This is a genomic window from Novosphingobium sp. FKTRR1 (assembly GCF_020404405.1).
Taxonomy (GTDB): domain Bacteria; phylum Pseudomonadota; class Alphaproteobacteria; order Sphingomonadales; family Sphingomonadaceae; genus Novosphingobium.
Window position 1 is genome coordinate 61,635 of record NZ_JAIZDA010000015.1, and the last position, 16,851, is coordinate 78,485.

At 64.1% G+C, this 16,851-nt stretch carries 19 protein-coding genes; 5 read left to right on the forward strand and 14 right to left on the reverse strand.

Translation table 11 applies throughout. The features are described from left to right. The first annotated feature begins 109 nt into the window (after positions 1–109). The 3 genes from LDN95_RS14625 (at position 110) to LDN95_RS14635 (ending at position 2,781) form a co-directional block, all read left to right on the forward strand. Positions 110–565, forward strand: coding sequence for a peptidylprolyl isomerase (locus LDN95_RS14625; protein WP_226018329.1), 456 nt, complete (start codon positions 110–112; stop codon positions 563–565). A gap of 82 nt (positions 566–647) precedes the next feature. Then, positions 648–1,097, forward strand: a complete 450-nt coding sequence (locus tag LDN95_RS14630; protein ID WP_226018330.1) for a GNAT family N-acetyltransferase — start codon at positions 648–650, stop codon at positions 1,095–1,097. Positions 1,098–1,254: 157 nt separating this feature from the next. Further along, a complete protein-coding gene (locus tag LDN95_RS14635) occupies positions 1,255–2,781 on the forward strand; it encodes an acetyl-CoA hydrolase/transferase family protein (RefSeq protein WP_226018331.1) in 1,527 nt (508 codons plus the stop codon). Positions 2,782–2,789: 8 nt separating this feature from the next. On the opposite strand, the gene LDN95_RS14640 is transcribed toward LDN95_RS14635, so the two are convergent. The 14 genes from LDN95_RS14640 to LDN95_RS14705 form a co-directional block, all read right to left on the reverse strand. Continuing rightward, positions 2,790–3,215, reverse strand: coding sequence for a hypothetical protein (locus LDN95_RS14640; protein WP_226018332.1), 426 nt, complete (start codon positions 3,213–3,215; stop codon positions 2,790–2,792). After that, a complete protein-coding gene (locus LDN95_RS14645) occupies positions 3,212–4,093 on the reverse strand; it encodes a LysR substrate-binding domain-containing protein (protein ID WP_226018333.1) in 882 nt (293 codons plus the stop codon). Before LDN95_RS14645 ends, LDN95_RS14640 begins: the two co-directional genes overlap by 4 nt. Before the next feature lie 31 nt (positions 4,094–4,124). Continuing rightward, positions 4,125–5,066: a hemolysin family protein gene (locus LDN95_RS14650; RefSeq protein ID WP_226018334.1), complete on the reverse strand. Its 942-nt coding sequence runs from the start codon at positions 5,064–5,066 to the stop codon at positions 4,125–4,127. A 20-nt stretch (positions 5,067–5,086) separates the two neighbouring features. Beyond that, positions 5,087–5,587: an rRNA maturation RNase YbeY gene (ybeY, locus tag LDN95_RS14655; RefSeq protein WP_226018335.1), complete on the reverse strand. Its 501-nt coding sequence runs from the start codon at positions 5,585–5,587 to the stop codon at positions 5,087–5,089. Next, positions 5,584–6,678, reverse strand: coding sequence for a PhoH family protein (locus tag LDN95_RS14660; RefSeq protein WP_226018336.1), 1,095 nt, complete (start codon positions 6,676–6,678; stop codon positions 5,584–5,586). The genes ybeY and LDN95_RS14660 overlap by 4 nt, the downstream gene beginning before the upstream one ends. A 229-nt stretch (positions 6,679–6,907) precedes the next feature. Beyond that, on the reverse strand, positions 6,908–7,177 hold the full coding sequence (locus tag LDN95_RS14665; RefSeq protein ID WP_226018337.1) for a hypothetical protein: 270 nt from the start codon (positions 7,175–7,177) through the stop codon (positions 6,908–6,910). A 40-nt stretch (positions 7,178–7,217) separates the two neighbouring features. After that, positions 7,218–8,543, reverse strand: a complete 1,326-nt coding sequence (miaB, locus tag LDN95_RS14670) for a tRNA (N6-isopentenyl adenosine(37)-C2)-methylthiotransferase MiaB (protein ID WP_226018338.1) — start codon at positions 8,541–8,543, stop codon at positions 7,218–7,220. Positions 8,544–8,623: 80 nt separating this feature from the next. Next, the gene (locus LDN95_RS14675; protein ID WP_226018339.1) at positions 8,624–9,508 is read right to left on the reverse strand and encodes a 1-acyl-sn-glycerol-3-phosphate acyltransferase; all 885 of its coding nucleotides are present in this window, start codon (positions 9,506–9,508) and stop codon (positions 8,624–8,626) included. After that, entirely contained in the window at positions 9,480–9,902 is a 423-nt protein-coding gene (locus tag LDN95_RS14680; RefSeq protein ID WP_226018385.1) for a Fur family transcriptional regulator, read from the reverse strand. Before LDN95_RS14680 ends, LDN95_RS14675 begins: the two co-directional genes overlap by 29 nt. A gap of 191 nt (positions 9,903–10,093) precedes the next feature. Further along, on the reverse strand, positions 10,094–10,540 hold the full coding sequence (locus tag LDN95_RS14685; protein ID WP_226018340.1) for a MucR family transcriptional regulator: 447 nt from the start codon (positions 10,538–10,540) through the stop codon (positions 10,094–10,096). 175 nt (positions 10,541–10,715) lie between these two features. Then, positions 10,716–11,186, reverse strand: a complete 471-nt coding sequence (locus tag LDN95_RS14690; protein WP_226018341.1) for a GNAT family N-acetyltransferase — start codon at positions 11,184–11,186, stop codon at positions 10,716–10,718. A 17-nt stretch (positions 11,187–11,203) separates the two neighbouring features. Then, positions 11,204–11,878, reverse strand: a complete 675-nt coding sequence (tsaB, locus tag LDN95_RS14695) for a tRNA (adenosine(37)-N6)-threonylcarbamoyltransferase complex dimerization subunit type 1 TsaB (RefSeq protein ID WP_226018342.1) — start codon at positions 11,876–11,878, stop codon at positions 11,204–11,206. A gap of 15 nt (positions 11,879–11,893) precedes the next feature. Further along, positions 11,894–12,487, reverse strand: a complete 594-nt coding sequence (locus LDN95_RS14700) for a malonic semialdehyde reductase (protein WP_226018343.1) — start codon at positions 12,485–12,487, stop codon at positions 11,894–11,896. Positions 12,488–12,557: 70 nt separating this feature from the next. Beyond that, positions 12,558–13,133: a NifU family protein gene (locus LDN95_RS14705; protein WP_226018344.1), complete on the reverse strand. Its 576-nt coding sequence runs from the start codon at positions 13,131–13,133 to the stop codon at positions 12,558–12,560. A gap of 147 nt (positions 13,134–13,280) precedes the next feature. Between LDN95_RS14705 and LDN95_RS14710 the strand changes: the two genes are divergently transcribed. Further along, complete coding sequence (locus LDN95_RS14710; protein ID WP_226018345.1) at positions 13,281–13,886, forward strand: FKBP-type peptidyl-prolyl cis-trans isomerase; 606 nt, start codon at positions 13,281–13,283, stop codon at positions 13,884–13,886. A 145-nt stretch (positions 13,887–14,031) separates the two neighbouring features. Continuing rightward, positions 14,032–16,836, forward strand: coding sequence for a M16 family metallopeptidase (locus tag LDN95_RS14715; protein WP_226018346.1), 2,805 nt, complete (start codon positions 14,032–14,034; stop codon positions 16,834–16,836). Positions 16,837–16,851: the final 15 nt, after the last annotated feature.

Consider the following 16,851-nt stretch of genomic DNA (forward strand, 5'->3'; position numbering starts at 1 on the left):
CGGGATAGGGGGACAGGCGCGGCAAAAGCAACCTCCTTGGGCACCCTCGGTCGACTTTATTGGGGAAGCGCTTATATCGGGGCGAAACAGCAAGGATGGACCTGCCCAAATGTCTGAAGAAAAACTGGTGTTCTCGCTCGATTCGGGCGACGTGGTGATCAAGCTGCGCCCCGATCTGGCCCCCGGCCATGTCGAGCGTATCAAGGAACTGGCCAACGAAGGCTTTTACGATGGCGTGACCTTCCATCGCGTGATTCCCGGCTTCATGGCGCAGGGCGGCTGCCCCAACGGCACTGGCATGGGTGGTTCGTCCAAGCCCGACCTGAAGGCTGAATTCAATGCTGAGCCGCACGTGCGCGGCGTGTGCTCGATGGCGCGTACCAGTGCGCCGAACTCGGCCAACAGCCAGTTCTTCATCGTGTTTGACGATGCCCGCTTCCTCGACAAGCAGTACACCGTGTGGGGCCAGGTCGAAAGCGGCATGGAGCACGTGGACGCGCTGCCCAAGGGCGAACCGCCGCGCGCTCCCGGCGTGATCCGCAAGGCGAGCGTGGTCGCAGCCTGACGATATCCAGCCGCCCTGTCCTGCGGGCGGGGCGGCTGACCCTTGTTTCTCGAGTCTCTTCCTTCCACTGCGGGAGGTGCCCTTGCCCAGACACCTTGAATTGCTTTCGGTAACGCCAGCCGACCGCGCGGCGTGGGAGCCATTGTGGCAAGGCTATCAGCAGTTTTATCAGGTCAGCATTGCACCCGAAGTCACCGAAGTGACCTGGCAGCGCCTGCTCGATCCGGCCGAGCCGATGAAGGCGGTGCTGGCATGGCAGGGCGGCGAGGCGCTCGGACTCGTCCACACGGTGCGCCATCGTTCGACCTGGACCACCGGCAACTATTGCTATCTGCAGGATCTGTTCGTCGCGCCGGCCGCACGCGGGCTCGGCCTTGGCCGTGCGCTGATCGAACATGTCTACGCGACGGCAGCCGCCGATGGCTGCTCGCGCGTTTATTGGCTGACACATGAAACCAACAAGACCGCGATGGAACTCTATGACCGGGTGGCCGACCGGTCTGGTTTCGTGCAGTACCGTAAGGTTCTTTAGGTCGTGAGCGATGGCCCCTCAGCTTGCCGATTGCAGCGCGGCTTGCGCCAGATTGTCCATATTCGACTAGGGTATAGCTTGCGACCATAGGACGGCGAGCGCACGAGGCTGGCCGATCTTTCCCCCCAGGATCTCCATCACAAGGTGCCCGATCCCCATGCCTGCTCCCGCCACGCCCAGCCGTATAGCCCACGCCGCTTTTGCCGCCAAAGTGATGGACGCCGATGCCGCCGCCGCGCTGATCGCACCCGGCATGGCTGTGGGGATGAGCGGGTTCACCGGTGCCGGTTATCCCAAGGCGGTACCACAGGCGCTGGCGCGGCGGATCGAGGCGGCGCACGCACGCGGCGATGCCTTTGCCATCAAGGTGTGGACCGGGGCTTCGACCGGTCCGGAACTCGATGGCGCGCTGGCCCGCGCGCACGGCATCGATTTTCGCCTGCCGTACAATTCTGATCCCATCGCGCGCGAACAGATCAACGCCGGGACGATGGAATACGTCGACATGCACTTGTCGCAAGTGGCGCCGATGTGCTGGCAGGGCTACCTCGGCCCGCTGGATGTGGCGCTGGTCGAAGTCAGCGCGATCTTGCCCGATGGCTCTGTGGTGCCGTCATCGTCGGTGGGCAACAACAAGACCTGGCTCGACCGCGCGGACCACGTGATCCTTGAGGTCAACCGCTGGCAGAATGCGGCGCTCGAAGGGATGCACGACATCTATTACGGCACCGCTTTGCCACCCTATCGCGTGCCGATCCCGCTGGTGCGTCCGCAAGACCGTATCGGCCAGCCGACTTTTCGCGTCGATCCGGCCAAGGTCGTGGCCGTGGTCGAGACCGACACGCCCGATCGCAACGCGCCGTTCAAGGAGCCCGATGCGGCGGCGCACGGCATTGCCGGGCATCTGATCGAATTCCTCCGCCACGAAGTTGCGATGGGGCGCCTGCCGCAAGGCTTGCTGCCGTTGCAATCGGGCGTGGGCAACATCGCCAACGCGGTGCTGCACGGGCTGATGGACGCGCCGTTCGATCCGATGACCGCCTATACCGAGGTATTGCAGGACGGGATGCTCGAACTGCTTGAGGCGGGCAAGCTGTCGATGGCTTCGGCTACCGCGTTCTCGCTCAGCCCCGATGCGGCGGAGCGGCTGAACGGCGATCTGCACCGGTTTCGCGACCGGATCATCCTGCGCCCGCAGGAAATCAGCAATCACCCCGAACTTGTGCGGCGGTTGGGCTGCATCGCGATGAACGGCATGATCGAGGCCGACATCTATGGCAACGTCAACTCGACCCACCTGATGGGCTCGCGTATTCAGAACGGCATCGGTGGCTCGGGCGACTTTGCCCGCAATGCTTCGATCTCGATCTTCATGGCGCCATCAACGGCCAAGGGCGGGGCGATCTCGACGATTGTGCCGCAAGTCAGCCACGTCGATCATATCAATCAGGACGTGGCGGTGATCGTGACCGAACAGGGGCTGGCCGATTTGCGCGGGCTTGCGCCAAAGCAGCGGGCCGAACAGGTCATCGCGCATTGCGTCCACCCGGCGTTCCGCGACCAGTTGAGCGACTATTACGCCCGCGCGTTGCGCGAATCATGGGGGCGTCACACCCCGGTGCTGCTTGACGAGGCACTGTCGTGGCACCGCCGGTTTGTGCAAACCGGCTCGATGCGGGGGTGATTTCGCGCCTAGCGGCGCAGCAGCATCCGCGTTTCGGTCAGTTCGATCACCGGAACTTCCCACGGGTGCGCAGCCATCAGCGCCGCAAGCGCAGCCTCCACCACATCGGCGGGCGCCGCCGGGTCGATCCACGTGGTCAGCGTGACCGTGGGCGAAACGCTGGTTTCGCCTGCCGCTCCCAGGGTCGGCTGCGCCGCGTCGGTCGGAGCGAAGGTTTCCCAGCCCAGCCCGATCTCGGCCACACCATCATAGATGCCGAAATCGCCCAGCGCTGGTTGTTCGCGGATGATGCGGTGCATCTCTGCCAGCACGGGGTCTTGTTGCAGGGCCTTTCGGTCACCCGCCAGCAGGGCTTGCAGGCTCGATTCCCCAACCGGAACATAGATGCGCAGGCGGGTTACCGCGCGCGATGGCCAGCCGAGCACGCCGGTCATAGCCCGGCCTTGATCATCCAATCGTGGAACAGGCGGACCGGACGGCTTTGCAGCGCGCGCGGGCGGCAGATGAACCAGTACGAATAGGGACTGTCGACGTTGATGTCATAGACCCGCGCCAGCCGCGAATCGTGACTGCGCACATAGTGGTCATCGTGCATGATCGCGATGCCCAGCCCTTGTGCGGCTGCTTCGAGAATGAGCTGGCCCGAATCGAAATGGTCGATCGCCGCCGGTTCGAGCGCTTCGAGGTGGAGAGTCCGCTTCCACGCCTCAAAGCTCATCGGCAGGTCGTTGTGGATCAGGAAAGTCTGCTTGTTGAGCTTGGCGATATCGGGCCGGTCACCCAGTTCGGCCGCCATTTCCTTGCTGGCGATGGCGTAGACGCGGTTGTGGTCCAGCCGAACCGCATGAAGCGAACCTTCCGGGCCTTCGGACAGGACGATCGCGGCATCGATGGTATCGCCCAGCTTGGTTTCGGCGGCGGCCGAACTGTCGATGTCGATATGCAGTTGCGGGTGCAGCCTGCGCAATTCACCCAGACGCGGGAACAGGCGCTGGCTGCCGAACAGCGGCAATACACCCAGCCGCAGCCGCATGACCTTGCCGGTATCGATAAGACGGTCGATGCGATCGGCCATTTCGTCGATCAGCGGGGCGACCGCGTCGTAAAGTTGCTGTCCGTCCTCGGTCAGCTTGAGCGCCTGATGCTTGCGTTCGAACAGCGGCTTGCTGACGAATTCTTCAAGCGCCGCCAACCGTCGTGACAGTGCCGAAGGGCTCAGCGCCAGTTCGGCAGCCGCCGTCTTGGCCGATCCGGCGCGGACAACGCGAATGAACGCTTCGAGCGAGCGCAGCGGGGGCAGGCGGCGGATCATGCCGGTCTCATGCCACTAAGAGCGGCTTGCGTCACTCGTCTTCGTCCGCTTCGGGGCTGCGCGGCGCGTGCAGGCGCAAGCGGGTAAGGTGGCGTTCGTCGCCGCCGGTCACTTCGATCCGCCAGCCGCTGGGGTGTTGCAGCACGCGGCCGACCGGGGGGACTTCGCCCGCCAGCACAACCGTCAACCCGCCCAGCGTGTCGACGTCCTCCTCAACTTCGGCAAGGCGCGGATCAATGCGCTCGGCCACTTCGTCGAGTTCCACTCGCGCATCGGCGTCCCAGGTGTCCGGCGACAGCCGTTCGAGCAGTTCCTCGGGCGCGTCGTCGTGTTCATCCTCGATATGGCCGACGATCTGTTCGACCAGATCCTCGATCGTGATGATCCCGTCGGTTCCGGAGTATTCGTCGATGACGATGGCCAGATGCGTGCGGCTGGCGCGCATATCGCCCAGCACATCGAGCGCGCGGCGCGCCTGTGGCACGAACAGCGGCTGACGAAGCAGCGCGATCCAGTCGTCAGGCGCCGCTTCGCCCTTCAAGGCCATGGCCGCCACGATCGGGAAAACGTCCTTGATGTGCGCCATGCCGATCACTTCATCGAGCGATTCATGATAGACTGGCAGGCGGCTGTGACCATGCTCGGCAAACGCCTCGACCAGTTCGGCAAAGCTGGCCGAAGCCGGAACGCCCACGATCTTGCCGCGTGGCACGGCGATGTCATCGGCATCGTTGTCGCTGAAACCGAGCAGGTTCTTGAGCATCTGCCGTTCAAGCGGCAGCAGGTCGCCATCACCGGCGGCGCTGTCAACCGGGTCGCCCTCGTGCTCCTCGATCGCTTCTTCGATCTGCGAGCGCAAGGACTGGTCGTGATCCGGCCCCCGGAAAAACGCCTTGATCGCGCGCCACAACGCGCGGCTACTGTCTCCTTCGCCGGTGCGACTTTCGCCGCCCGACCCGTTGCCCTCGGGCACTGATCTTCCCTCCTGAACTGTCAGATTTCCGCATATGGGTCGGCGATGCCCATCAGTGCAAGCGCCTTCCGCTCCAATTGCTCCATTTCTTCGGCGTCAGCCTCGCCGGTTTCGTGATCGTAACCTGCCAGATGAAGCAAGCCATGGATCACCAGATGCGCGGTATGGTGCTCCACCGTGATGCCCTTGTCGGCCGCTTCGCGCGAACAGACGCCATGCGCCAGGATCAGGTCGCCCAGCATGCCGGGAGCCGCCACATTGGCGGCAGCCAGCAGCACATCCTCGCGCGAGAGCATGGGGAACGACAGCACGTTGGTCGGTTTGTCCTTGGCCCGCCACTGCTTGTTCAGCGCATGGACTTCCTCGTCATCGGCCATGACGAGGCTGACCAGCAGGTTGTCATGCGCCATTTCAGGCACAACGGCGGCCACTGCCTCGGCGGCGCGGTTGGCCAGCGCCTCCCAATCGGTGGCGGTGCCCCACACCGGATCGATGTCGATTTCCAGCGTCGCGGCGATCAAGCCTCGTTCCCTTCGTAGGCTTCGACAATGCGACCGACAATCGGGTGGCGCACCACGTCATCGCGGGTGAAGCGGACCGTGCCGATGCCATCGACCCCTTCGAGCCGCTTGACCGCATCGTTCAGCCCGCTGGCGGCCGGACCGCCGGGCAGGTCGACCTGCTTGGGGTCGCCGCACACTACCATCCGGCTGTTCTGGCCAAAGCGGGTGAGGAACATCTTCATTTGCGCTGGCGTGGTGTTCTGGGCCTCGTCCAGAATGACGAAGGCATCGGCCAGCGTGCGTCCGCGCATGAAGGCGATGGGCGCGATCTCGATCTCACCGCTGGCCATGCGCCGTTCCACCTGCTCGGGCGGCATGCAATCGTACAGCGCGTCATAAAGCGGGCGCAGGTAGGGATCGACCTTTTCCTTCATGTCGCCGGGCAGGAAGCCGAGCCGCTCCCCCGCCTCGACCGCCGGGCGCGACAGGATGAGGCGCTGCACACTGCCGTTGATAAGTTGCGCCACCGCCTGCGCGACCGCAAGATAGGTCTTGCCGGTGCCTGCCGGCCCAAGCGCGAAGATCACGTCGTTGGCGATCAGTGCCCGCATATAGGCGATCTGCGTGTTCGAGCGGGGTATGATCGTTTTCTTGCGGGTGCGGATCATGATCGGCGGAGCGCCCTCGGGCGCGCCGGTGATGATCCCTTCCAGCGTGGGTTCGTTCGACATCGCGATCAGCGCATCGATGGCGCCTGCATCCAGCTCGTGCCCGGTCAACAAGCGCTGGTGCATGCCCTTCAGCACATCGCGGGTACGCGCCACGGCATCGTCGGGCCCTTCGATCACCGCCTTGTTGCCGCGCGCCGAGATGTAGACGCCCAGTCGGTTCTCGATCAGCACCAGATTCTGGTCGAACTGGCCGAACAACGATCCCAGCATGGTCTGCTCGTCGAACTCGACCTCGATCCGTGCCCGGCGTTGCTGCTGATCGGCGCGGTGGCCGCCCGCATGCGCCACCCCGTAATGACCCGGACTGCGTTCGCTGCCAAAGGCCGAACCACCGTCGCGATGCGCCTCACCATGGGCGCGAGAGAATTTGCGGGCCATGCGTCTCCTTGTTGGATGGGCGCTGTGTCACTGCCGCCCACGCCTAGATTATGCCGCGATGTGGCAGGCGCAAGACAGGCGGACAGGAAATCGCTTGCAAGGGTGGCGATATGCACAGTCCTGCGATGTGTCGCGCGATCGCGACAATCCTGACATCAAGCTGAGCGTGCGGTTGCATCCCGGTTCAGCCTCGCTCTGCCATCACGGCGTCGTGCCGATTATCGGTACGCTACGGAGAAACCCGATGCGCAAGCTCATCCTCGCCGCTCTTGCCGCCATTGCCATCGTGCCGGCGGCTGCTTCTGCCCAACCCGCCGACGTCCGCCACGATCGCGTCGAACTTCGCCATGATCGTGTCGAATTGCGCCGTGACATCCGCCACGGCAACTATGTTGCAGCCCAGCGCGACCGGCACGGGTTGCGCCGCGATCGCCATGCGTTCCACCACGATCGCCGCGAATGGCGCCATGACCGCCGCTTCCACCGCAACCATCGCCATCACTGGTAAGGTTGGCGGTTGATCGAGCCGGGGCCGGATTTCAGGCGGAAACCAGCGTTCCTGCCAGCGAATTCGGCCCGGCCTCGATCAGGTCGACCGTCACCAGATCGCCGACCGCGGCCTCGCCGATGAAGTGCACCGACTGCAGCCAGGGCGATTTGCCCAGCCACTGGCCCTCGCGTTTACCCCGCCGTTCGACCAGCACGCTGCAACGCCGCCCGACCGAGCTGTGGTTGAAAGCCAACTGGTCGCGATTGAGCGCGGCCTGAAGCCGCTGCAAGCGTTCGTCCATGACCTCTGCCGGAACATGCCCGTCCATCGTCGCTGCCGGTGTGCCGGGGCGCGGCGAATACTTGAAGCTGAACGCCAGCGCATAGCCAACCGCATCGATGATGCGCAGCGTGTCGCCAAATTCCGCCTCTGTTTCCCCGGGGAAACCAACGATGAAATCGCCCGAAATCGCGATGTCGGGCCGGACCGCACGCACCCGTTCCAGCAGCCGCAAATAGCTGTCGGCGGTGTGGCTGCGATTCATCGCCTTCAACACCCGGTCGTTGCCCGATTGCACCGGCAGGTGCAGGAACGGCATGAGCTTGGGATTGCTGCCGTGCGCCTCGATAAGTGCGTCGGTCATATCCGCCGGGTGACTGGTGGTGTAGCGGATGCGGGCAAGTTCGGGGAACTTCGCCAGTTCCTCGGCCAGTTCGGCAAGCCCTGCCTTGCGGCCGCGCGCATCCTCGCCCGCCCAGGCGTTGACATTCTGACCCAGCAAGGTGATCTCGCGCGCGCCGCCTTCGACCAGCGCCTGCGCCTCATCCACCAGATCGGCGAAAGGGCGGCTGATCTCGGCCCCGCGCGTATAGGGCACCACGCAATAGGTGCAGAATTTGTCGCACCCTTCCTGCACCGTCAGAAACGCGCTGGGGCCTGACTTCCGGCGTCTTGGCAGGGCGGCGAACTTGGCCTCGGCCGGCATGTCGGTTTCGGTGGAGCGGGTTCCGGCGGCGGCTTGTGCAACCATTTCGGGCAGGCGGTGATAGGCTTGCGGCCCGACCACGACCTTGACCGACGGGGCGCGGACCATGATTTCCTCGCCCTCGGCCTGCGCGACGCACCCGGCAACGGCAATCAGCGGGCTGGTGCCATCGTCCCGGCGCAACCGGCCGATGTCGGAATAGACCTTTTCTGTGGCTTTTTCGCGGATGTGGCAGGTGTTTAGCACCACCAGATCGGCATCACCGCGCTCATCGGCAGCGGTCATGCCTTGCGCGGTCAGCAATTCGGCCATCCGCTCGCCGTCATAGACGTTCATCTGGCAGCCGAAGCTTTTGACGTGAAATGTGCGCGGTGGGGGTGTCGATGCCATAATCAGCGCCCCTTAGGCCAGAATCGCGGGCGTTAGAAGGGGTGGCGGATGTCGACCGACGCGCCGCCTTCCATCGCGGTTCAGGCCGCCTGCTCTCCCGGTGCTGCATAGCGGACAGGCGCCACATCATGGGCAAATGGACGCAACGGCGCGCCCAGCCGGGCTTCCAGCGCCGGAACGATGCGCGCGCGCGCTTCTGCGGCGATCGCCTTGCGGCCCTTGAAATCGCGCGGGTCGAACGGGTCGAGGTAGAACACGTCGAGTCGGAACGAGCCGCGGCGCGAAAGGATACGCTTGGCGTTGTCGACGCCGCCTTCGGTGCCGATCCAGCCGATCCATTCGCCGATGTCGCCGCCATAATCGAGCGCAACCGGCTGCACCAGCACGCCGGCGGGGGGCGGTTCCAGCACGCGCAGCATCGAGGTCTTGAACGGCAGCAAGGACTTGCCATCGGTGGTCGTGCCTTCGGGAAACACGGTGATCGACCAGTTGTCGGCCAGCGCTTCCTTGAGCCGGTTGATCTGGTCGGCCACGCCCAGCCGGTCCTCGCGGCTGACGAACACGGTACGGTTGATCCGTGCAAGCCACCCGACCATCGGCGCTGTGGCGAGTTCGGCCTTGGCCACGAAGGCCGTGCCGCTGGCGCCGCCAAGTGCCAGAATATCCAGCCATGACAGATGGTTGGCGATGAAGAATACGTCCCGCTTCAACGGCGTACCATGAATCTTCAGCCGTGCGCCGCACAGTCTTGCGGCAATCCGCAGGAACAGCTTGGGGAACGGCGAGCCATAGTGGACGGTGCGGTAGGCATAGTGCAGCGGCACGCAGACCAGCAGTGCCAGCGCCAGCCCGACGGCGCGGAGCCCGATGCGCAGCCAGCCCATCCAGGTCGTTGGCTCGCCGCGCTCCGGTCCGACCCTGCGTCGGCGCCGCGCCTTAAGCTTCACGATCAAGCTTGACGCCATAAAGCTCCATCCTGTGGTCAACCAGCCGGTAGCCCAGCTTCTCGGCGATCTGGCGCTGCAGCGCCTCAAGCTCGGGATCGACAAATTCGATGACCCTTCCGGTCTCGACGTCGATCAGGTGGTCATGGTGCGCCTCGGGCGTCGCCTCATAGCGCGCGCGGCCATCGCCAAAGTCATGGCGGTCCAGAATGCCCGCTTCCTCGAACAGCCGAACGGTGCGGTAGACCGTCGCGATGGAGATGCGGGGGTCGCGCTCCACCGCGCGGGCGTGCAGTCGCTCGACGTCAGGATGGTCGCTGCTTTCGGACAGCACGCGCGCGATCACGCGGCGCTGTTCGGTTATGCGCAAGCCACGCTGGGCGCAAAGGGCTTCAATGTCGATTGGTTGATGCACGAAATAGGAGACCCACGAAAAAGGCCCGCCGATCATAGAGCGGCGGGCCAATTCTTCAACTGCGGATGCCGTCGGGCGGCAAAAATGCCGTGGTCCGACGGTGGAGATGCGATGCGCCCGGCGTTATGGGCATTGATATTTCAGCCCAATTTTACGGCAGCCAGGACGCCGTATTGGGGTCTGTTGCCGTGTCAGGCAGCAGTTGCCTTGGCACGGCCGCGCTTGGCGGGTTCCGGCTTGCGGCCAAGGCCGATCTTCTTGGCCAGCTCGCGGCGCTTTTCGGCATAGGCCGGCGCAACCATCGGATAGTCGGCGGGGAGGTTCCAGCGCGCGCGATACTGATCGGGGGTCAGGTTGTAGCGCGTCGCCAGATGGCGCTTGAGCATCTTCAGCTTCTTGCCGTCTTCAAGGCAAACGATGTGATCGTTCTTGATCGACGAGCGAATGGAAACGGCCGGTTCCGGCGCAGGCTCTTCAGCCTTCTTCGCAGGATTGAGGCCGGCCAAAGCCGAGTAGACGTTGGAAATCAGCGTGGGCAGATCAGCGACAGATACGCTGTTGTTGCTGACATGTGCAGCCACGATATCGGACGTAAGCGTGATGATGGTTTCACGCAGATCATTTTCAATTTCAGACATTGCGAAGCGACCTTCTTTGGTTTGTGATATTTTTGGATTTTGGCCTTGTCAGCGCATCGAATCTCGCATCCTGGCTCCTTCTTATAAGCAATCGGCATGAATTTACAACCACTGCCAATCAATGCGAAGTCACGCGTGACCGAAATTTCATTTTTCTTTGTGAAACAATGGATTTTTAAGCAATAATCAGTTCCTGACTGATCGCGTCAAGCCTCTCGCCAGCAGGTGTGCGATAGTAGCGCGGACGAATACCAACTGCCTCGAAACCATGCGCAGCATAAAGCACCCCGGCCGGATTGCTGCGGCGCATCTCAAGGAACAGTCGGCGAATGCCACGTGCACGGGCTTCTTCGATGAAACGTCGCAGCAAGGTGTGGCCCAGTCCTTTGTGGCGATGATCGGGAGCAATCGCGAAAAGCAGCAATTCCTCCTCGTCCAGAACACTGCGCGACAAGAAAAAACCTGCTGTTTCGTCGTGTTCTTTTGGACGCGGATTGCCATCGGGTGCAATCAGGCCCAGATGAGTTCCTGAAAGTAAAAGGGAATCAGATACTTGTCGCCGGTTCCATGCTTCGCCGAACTCAGGTGGAAACGCCTGTTCCATGACGGACATTACCCGGTCGACATCATCTTGCGGAAGGAACATCGCGGCGGCGCTATTGATCAGCCGACCATACCGGCGTCGTGCGCCGATGTGGGGGTGGCCTTTGCCGGGAGGCGCGCATCGGGCGGGCGTCCGTACAGCGGTACGGGATCGGGGCGCAACGCGTCGGCGGGCAGGCGGTCGAAGGCGCGGGCATCCGGCCACAGTGACAATGCCAGCGGTGGCCTGGCGCCGTGTGCGGCGTCATACGACTGCGCCGCAAGCGCCATGGCCTGACTGCCAGCGCAGATGGGTGCTTGTGCGCGGTTCGTGACTTCTGCCGGCAGCAGGGACGCGAGCGCGGCAGCAGGACGGCCGTCGGCGGCAAAGGGTTGGAAGAACCATTCGCCATGCCCGCCGGTCAACACCACATCGATCGGCTGGCCGGGATGGCTTGCCGCAGCCATCGCGGCGATCAGCGCGGCGCTGTCATAGCCATGCGCCGTGGCATTCCAGGCCAGCGCCAGTGCGCGCGCAGCCGCCAGGCCCACGCGAATTCCGGTGAAGCTGCCGGGCCCGCTGTCGACGGCAATGCGTTCGGCGCGGCCATTGTCGGGCAGCGCGGCGATCATGGGCATCAACTGTTCGGCGTGGCCGCGGCCCAGCATGCGCAAGTCGCCCGCCAGTAACGTGCCATCATCGAAAAGGGCTACCGAGCACGCTTCTGTGGCGCAGTCGATGACGAGGGTGCGCACCTGTGCTTCTGCGCTTCAGGCCACGTGGTTGAAGACGGCGAAGTCTGGGCGCGGGCTGCGCGGAAAGATCGTCGACGGGTCGCCATAGCCCAACGTCGAGATGAAATTGGAGCGCACGCGCGGCGTTTCGGCGAAGAAGGCGGCGTCAACCGCCGCATTGTCGAAGCCCGACATCGGCCCGGTATCGAGGCCCAGCGCGCGCGCCGCCAGAATGAAGTAAGCACCCTGCAGCGTCGAATTGCGCATTGCGGAGACTTCGCGCGCGGCGCTGTCGCCCGCAAACCAGCTTTTCGCGTCGGCATGAGGGAACAGCCAGGGCAACTGTTCATGGAAATCGAGATCCATGCCGATGATCACCGTGACCGGCGCATTGCGGATCTTGTCAGGATTGGTGCCCCCGGCGCAGGCCGCCAGCTTTTCCTTGGCCGCGTCGGACGTGCACCAGATCAGTCGTGCCGGCATCTGGTTGGCCGAAGTCGGCCCCATCTTGAGAAGATCCCAGATGGCGTGGAGTTGCTGCTCGCTGACCGGCTGGTCGAGATACCCGTTATAGGTCCGCGCGCTCAGGAACAATTGTTCAAGCGCGGCAGTATCGAGCGGCTGGTTCACGGTGACTTCATCCTACTGGCTTGGCGGCCCCGATGGCGTTGCGCGGCCAAATCGGGTTTGCCCAAGCAGATCAGGCGGCGCGGACTTCGCTTACCTCGGGAACGTAATGGCGCAGCAGCGATTCGATGCCGTTCTTCAACGTGGCGGTGGAAGAAGGGCAGCCGGAGCATGCGCCCTGCATCTTGAGATAGACCACCCCATCACGGAAGCCGCGGTAGGTGATGTCCCCACCATCGTTGGCCACGGCCGGGCGGACGCGCGTTTCGATCAGTTCCTTGATCTGATCGATGATCTCGGCATGGGCCGGGTCGTCGCCAAGAGCATCGTCATCTTCGCCCGGAACCGCGAAGTCGGCAACGCCACCGTGGAACAGCGGAGCCTGCGCCACGAAATGATCAAGCAACAGCGACAGTACTTGCGGTTTGGCATCGCTCCATTGGGCGCCGGGCGCGATGGTGACGGCCACGAAATCGCGCCCGAACAATACGCCCGTTACGTCGCCGAGCGTGAACAACGCTTCGGCCAATGGAGAGGCTGCCGCTTCGGTTTCCGAGGTGAATTCGCGCGTGCCCTGCGGCATCACGATCTCGCCGGGGAGGAACTTGAGCGTTGCCGGGTTCGGGGTCGTCTCGGTTTCAATAAACATACCTATCCATGTATAGCGGCGTGACGCATGGTCAAGGGTGCGGTGCGGCCAATCCTTGCGAATATTGATGCATTTGTAACCTTTCGGCGTGTTCTGCGTGCGCATTCCGGCTGGCGGTCCTGCGCTGCGCCGCCTATGGCGCCCGCCATGATCAGCATCGCCCCCCGAATCATCGCCCGTCTCGCCACCTCTGCTGCCGTTCTGGCCTTGCTGTGCGGGGCTCTGCCTGCGGCTGCAGCGCCAGCGGCCGCGCCAAGCGCCGACCCGGTGATCAAGTTGCCGCTCCAGCCGACCGTCCCCGCCGCGCAGCGCACCTGTACCGCCCGGACCGCCTCGGGCCTCGGCTATGTCGCGCTCAAGGCGGGCGAGGGCGCAAAGCCGACCGCAAGCGATGTCGTGCTGGTCAATTACATCGGCTATATTGCCGCTACCGGGCAAGTGTTCGACCAGAACATGCAGACGCCGTTCCCAGTGGGTAATGTGATCCCCGGCTTTACCGAAGGCCTGCAGTTGATGGCGCGCGGCGGCGTCCAGCGTCTGTGTATCCCCGCAGCGCTTGGTTATGGCGCCAAGGGTGCGGGCGCGGACATTCCGCCCAATGCCGATCTGGTGTTCCAGGTCGAACTGCTCGACTTCAAGACCCAGGCCGAAATCGCCGAGATGCGCCGCCAGCAGGAAGCGGCTCAGGCCGCCGCCGCTGCACCGGCTGCTACTCCGGCGCCCCCTGCTGGTGCAACGCCCCCGCATCCTTGAGGTAATTCTGACCAAATGGGCTTGAACTGGGCCGGTCAATTCACTGGTCCTTCAGGATTGAGCGCCCTATAGCTTGGGAATGCAGCGACTTTCCCGGCCCTTGCGGCGCTCCGGTCTTTTCCTTTCGCTTCTGCTTGCCACGACGGTGCCATTCGGTGCCGTCGCTGGTGCAGCGCCCGACCCGGCGCAGTGGCTTTATGCCGGTTCTGACGTGCCGCACGACGCGGCGTGGATGTTCGGCATCCTGCCCAACGGATTGCGCTATGCGGTGCGCCACAACGGGGTGCCGCCGGGGCAGGTTTCGATCCGGGTGCTGGTCGATGCCGGCTCGTTGTACGAAACCGACGCGCAGCGCGGCTATGCTCACCTGATCGAACACCTTACGTTTCGGGATTCGAAGTACCTCAAGGCGGGGGAGGCGATCCCCACCTGGCAAAAGCTTGGCGCCACATTCGGTAGCGATACCAACGCCGAAACGAGCTATACTCAGACCGTTTACAAGCTCGACATTCCCGAGGCTTCGGCGCCCAAGCTGGATGAGACGTTCCGTCTGCTGTCGGGCATGATCACCGCGCCGATCTTCACGCCCGTCGGGGTCAAGACCGAAGTGCCGATCGTGCTGGCTGAAAAGCGCGAACGCGATGGGCCGCAGCGCCGAGTGCTGGACGATACCTTCGGGCTGTTCTTTCAGGGCCAACCTTTGGCGGCGCGCTCGCCGATCGGGACCGAGGAAACGCTCAACGCCGCCACGTCCGAAAGCATCAAGGCTTTCCACGACAAGTGGTACCGGCCTGACAATACCGTGATCGTGGTCGCAGGCGATGTCGATCCACAGGTGCTTGTGGCGCGGATCAAGCAATGGTTCGGCCCATGGAGCGGCAAGGGCAAGAAGCCGCCGCAGCCCGACTTCGGCCATCCCGCCGCGCCTGCCGGGGCCGACCCGGCCAACCCGGTCGGCGATGCGCGGGTGGTGGTGGAGGCCGGCCTGCCACGCCTGCTCAACTATGCGGTGCTGCGGCCCTGGGCCAAGGTCAATGACACCATCGTCTACAACCAGGGGCTGATGATCGACCGGCTGGCGCTGGCGCTGATCAACCGTAGACTTGAAGCGCGCGCGCGCGGCAATGCCAGCTTCCTTGCCGCCTCGGTCGAGCAGCGCAAGATCATGCGCTCTGCCGACGCCACGCTGATCACCGTCAACCCGCTGTCGGCCGACTGGAAAAGCGCGTTGCGCGACGTGCGCGCGGTGATCGCGGATGCACTCGCCACGCCGCCTTCGGAAGAGGAAGTCGCGCGCGAGGTTGCCGAGTTCGACGTGGCGTACAAGGTGCCGGTCGAAACGCAGGAGACGCAGGCAGGATCGAAGCTTGCCGACGACATCACCGATGCCATCGATATCCGCGAAACCGTGGCCAATCCCGACACCGTCTATGCCATCTTCAAACGGTCGGTGCCGTTGTTCACGCCCGCAGCGGTACTCAAGCATACCCGCGACTTGTTCAAGGGTACGGTCGTGCGCGGCCTGCTGATCACGCCCAACGCGGCCGACGGCACCGCGCAGGACGTGCGCGAAGCGCTTGCCGCGCCGGTGAGTGCCGCCGCCAACACCCGGCTGGCGGCAAGCACCATCAAGTTTTCGGACCTGCCGCCGATCGGCACGCCCGGTGCGGTCAAGGCGGCCGAGCCGACCGGACTGCTCGGGATCGAGCGGGTCGAACTGGCCAACGGCGTGCATGCGCTGTTGTGGCCCAACGACGCCGAGCCCGGTCGCATCATCGTGCGCGTGCGGTTCGGCGGTGGTTACGCGGCGATCGACCCCAAGGACGCGGTCTATGGACCGATCGGCCAGAACGCGCTGATGGACAGCGGCATCGGCAAACTGGGGCGCGAAGACCTTGACCGGCTTGCCACAGGACGCAAGCTCAGCCTTGATTTCGATATCGACGACACGACGTTCGTGATGGCCGCCGATACCCGTCCGGCCGACCTGGCCGACCAGCTTTACCTGTTCGCCGCCAAGCTTGGCCAGCCGCGCTGGGACGCCAACCCTGTGCTGCGGGTCAAGGCCGCCGCCGCGCTGCAATACGACAGCACCAACGGTTCGCCGATGTCGGTATTGCAACGCGATCTTGGCTGGCTGTTGAAGGACGGCGATGCGCGCTATGCCACGCCCAACCCGGCCGAACTGTCCAAGGTGACGGCTGAGGGCTTCCGCCGGGTGTGGGAACCGCTGTTGCAGCAAGGGCCGATCGAGGTCGACCTGTTCGGTGACTTCAAGCGCGAGGACGCTTTGGCCGCGCTGCAGCGTACGTTCGGTGCGCTTCCGCCCGTCAAGGCTCCGCCCACCCCGGCGCTCGCGCCGCGCATCCCTGAGCACAATGACGAGCCTCTGCAATTGACCCATCGCGGCGATCCGGGCAGCGCGGCGGCGCTCGTGGCCTGGCCGACAGGCGGCGGGCGCGGCGGCATCCACGAAAGCCGCCAGCTCGATCTGCTGGCCCAGATCTTCAACATCCGCCTGTTCGACGCGATGCGCGAAAAGATCGGCGCGAGCTATTCGCCGCAAGTCTATTCAAGCTGGCCGCTCGATCTCCCTTCTGGCGGCTATGTCGCAGCTACGGTGCAGTTGCGCCCGCAGGACTTGCCCGCCTTCTTTGCCGCCGCCGACAAGATCGCCGCCGATCTGGCCGCCTCGCCGGTCAGTGCCGACGAGATCGCGCGCGTCACCGAACCGACCAAGCAGGCGATCACCCGCGCCAGCACCGGCAACGGGTTCTACATGTACCAGTTGACCGGCGGGGCGCTTGAACCCGGCAAGTTCGACGATATCCGCTCGATCCTGATCGATTCCAGCCAGACCACGCCCGAACGGCTGCAAGCGCTGGCCAAGCGCTATCTGCTGGCCAACAAGACATGGAAGGTGGAGGTCGTGCCCGAGAAGCGTCCATAAGCGCAAACGGCCTTG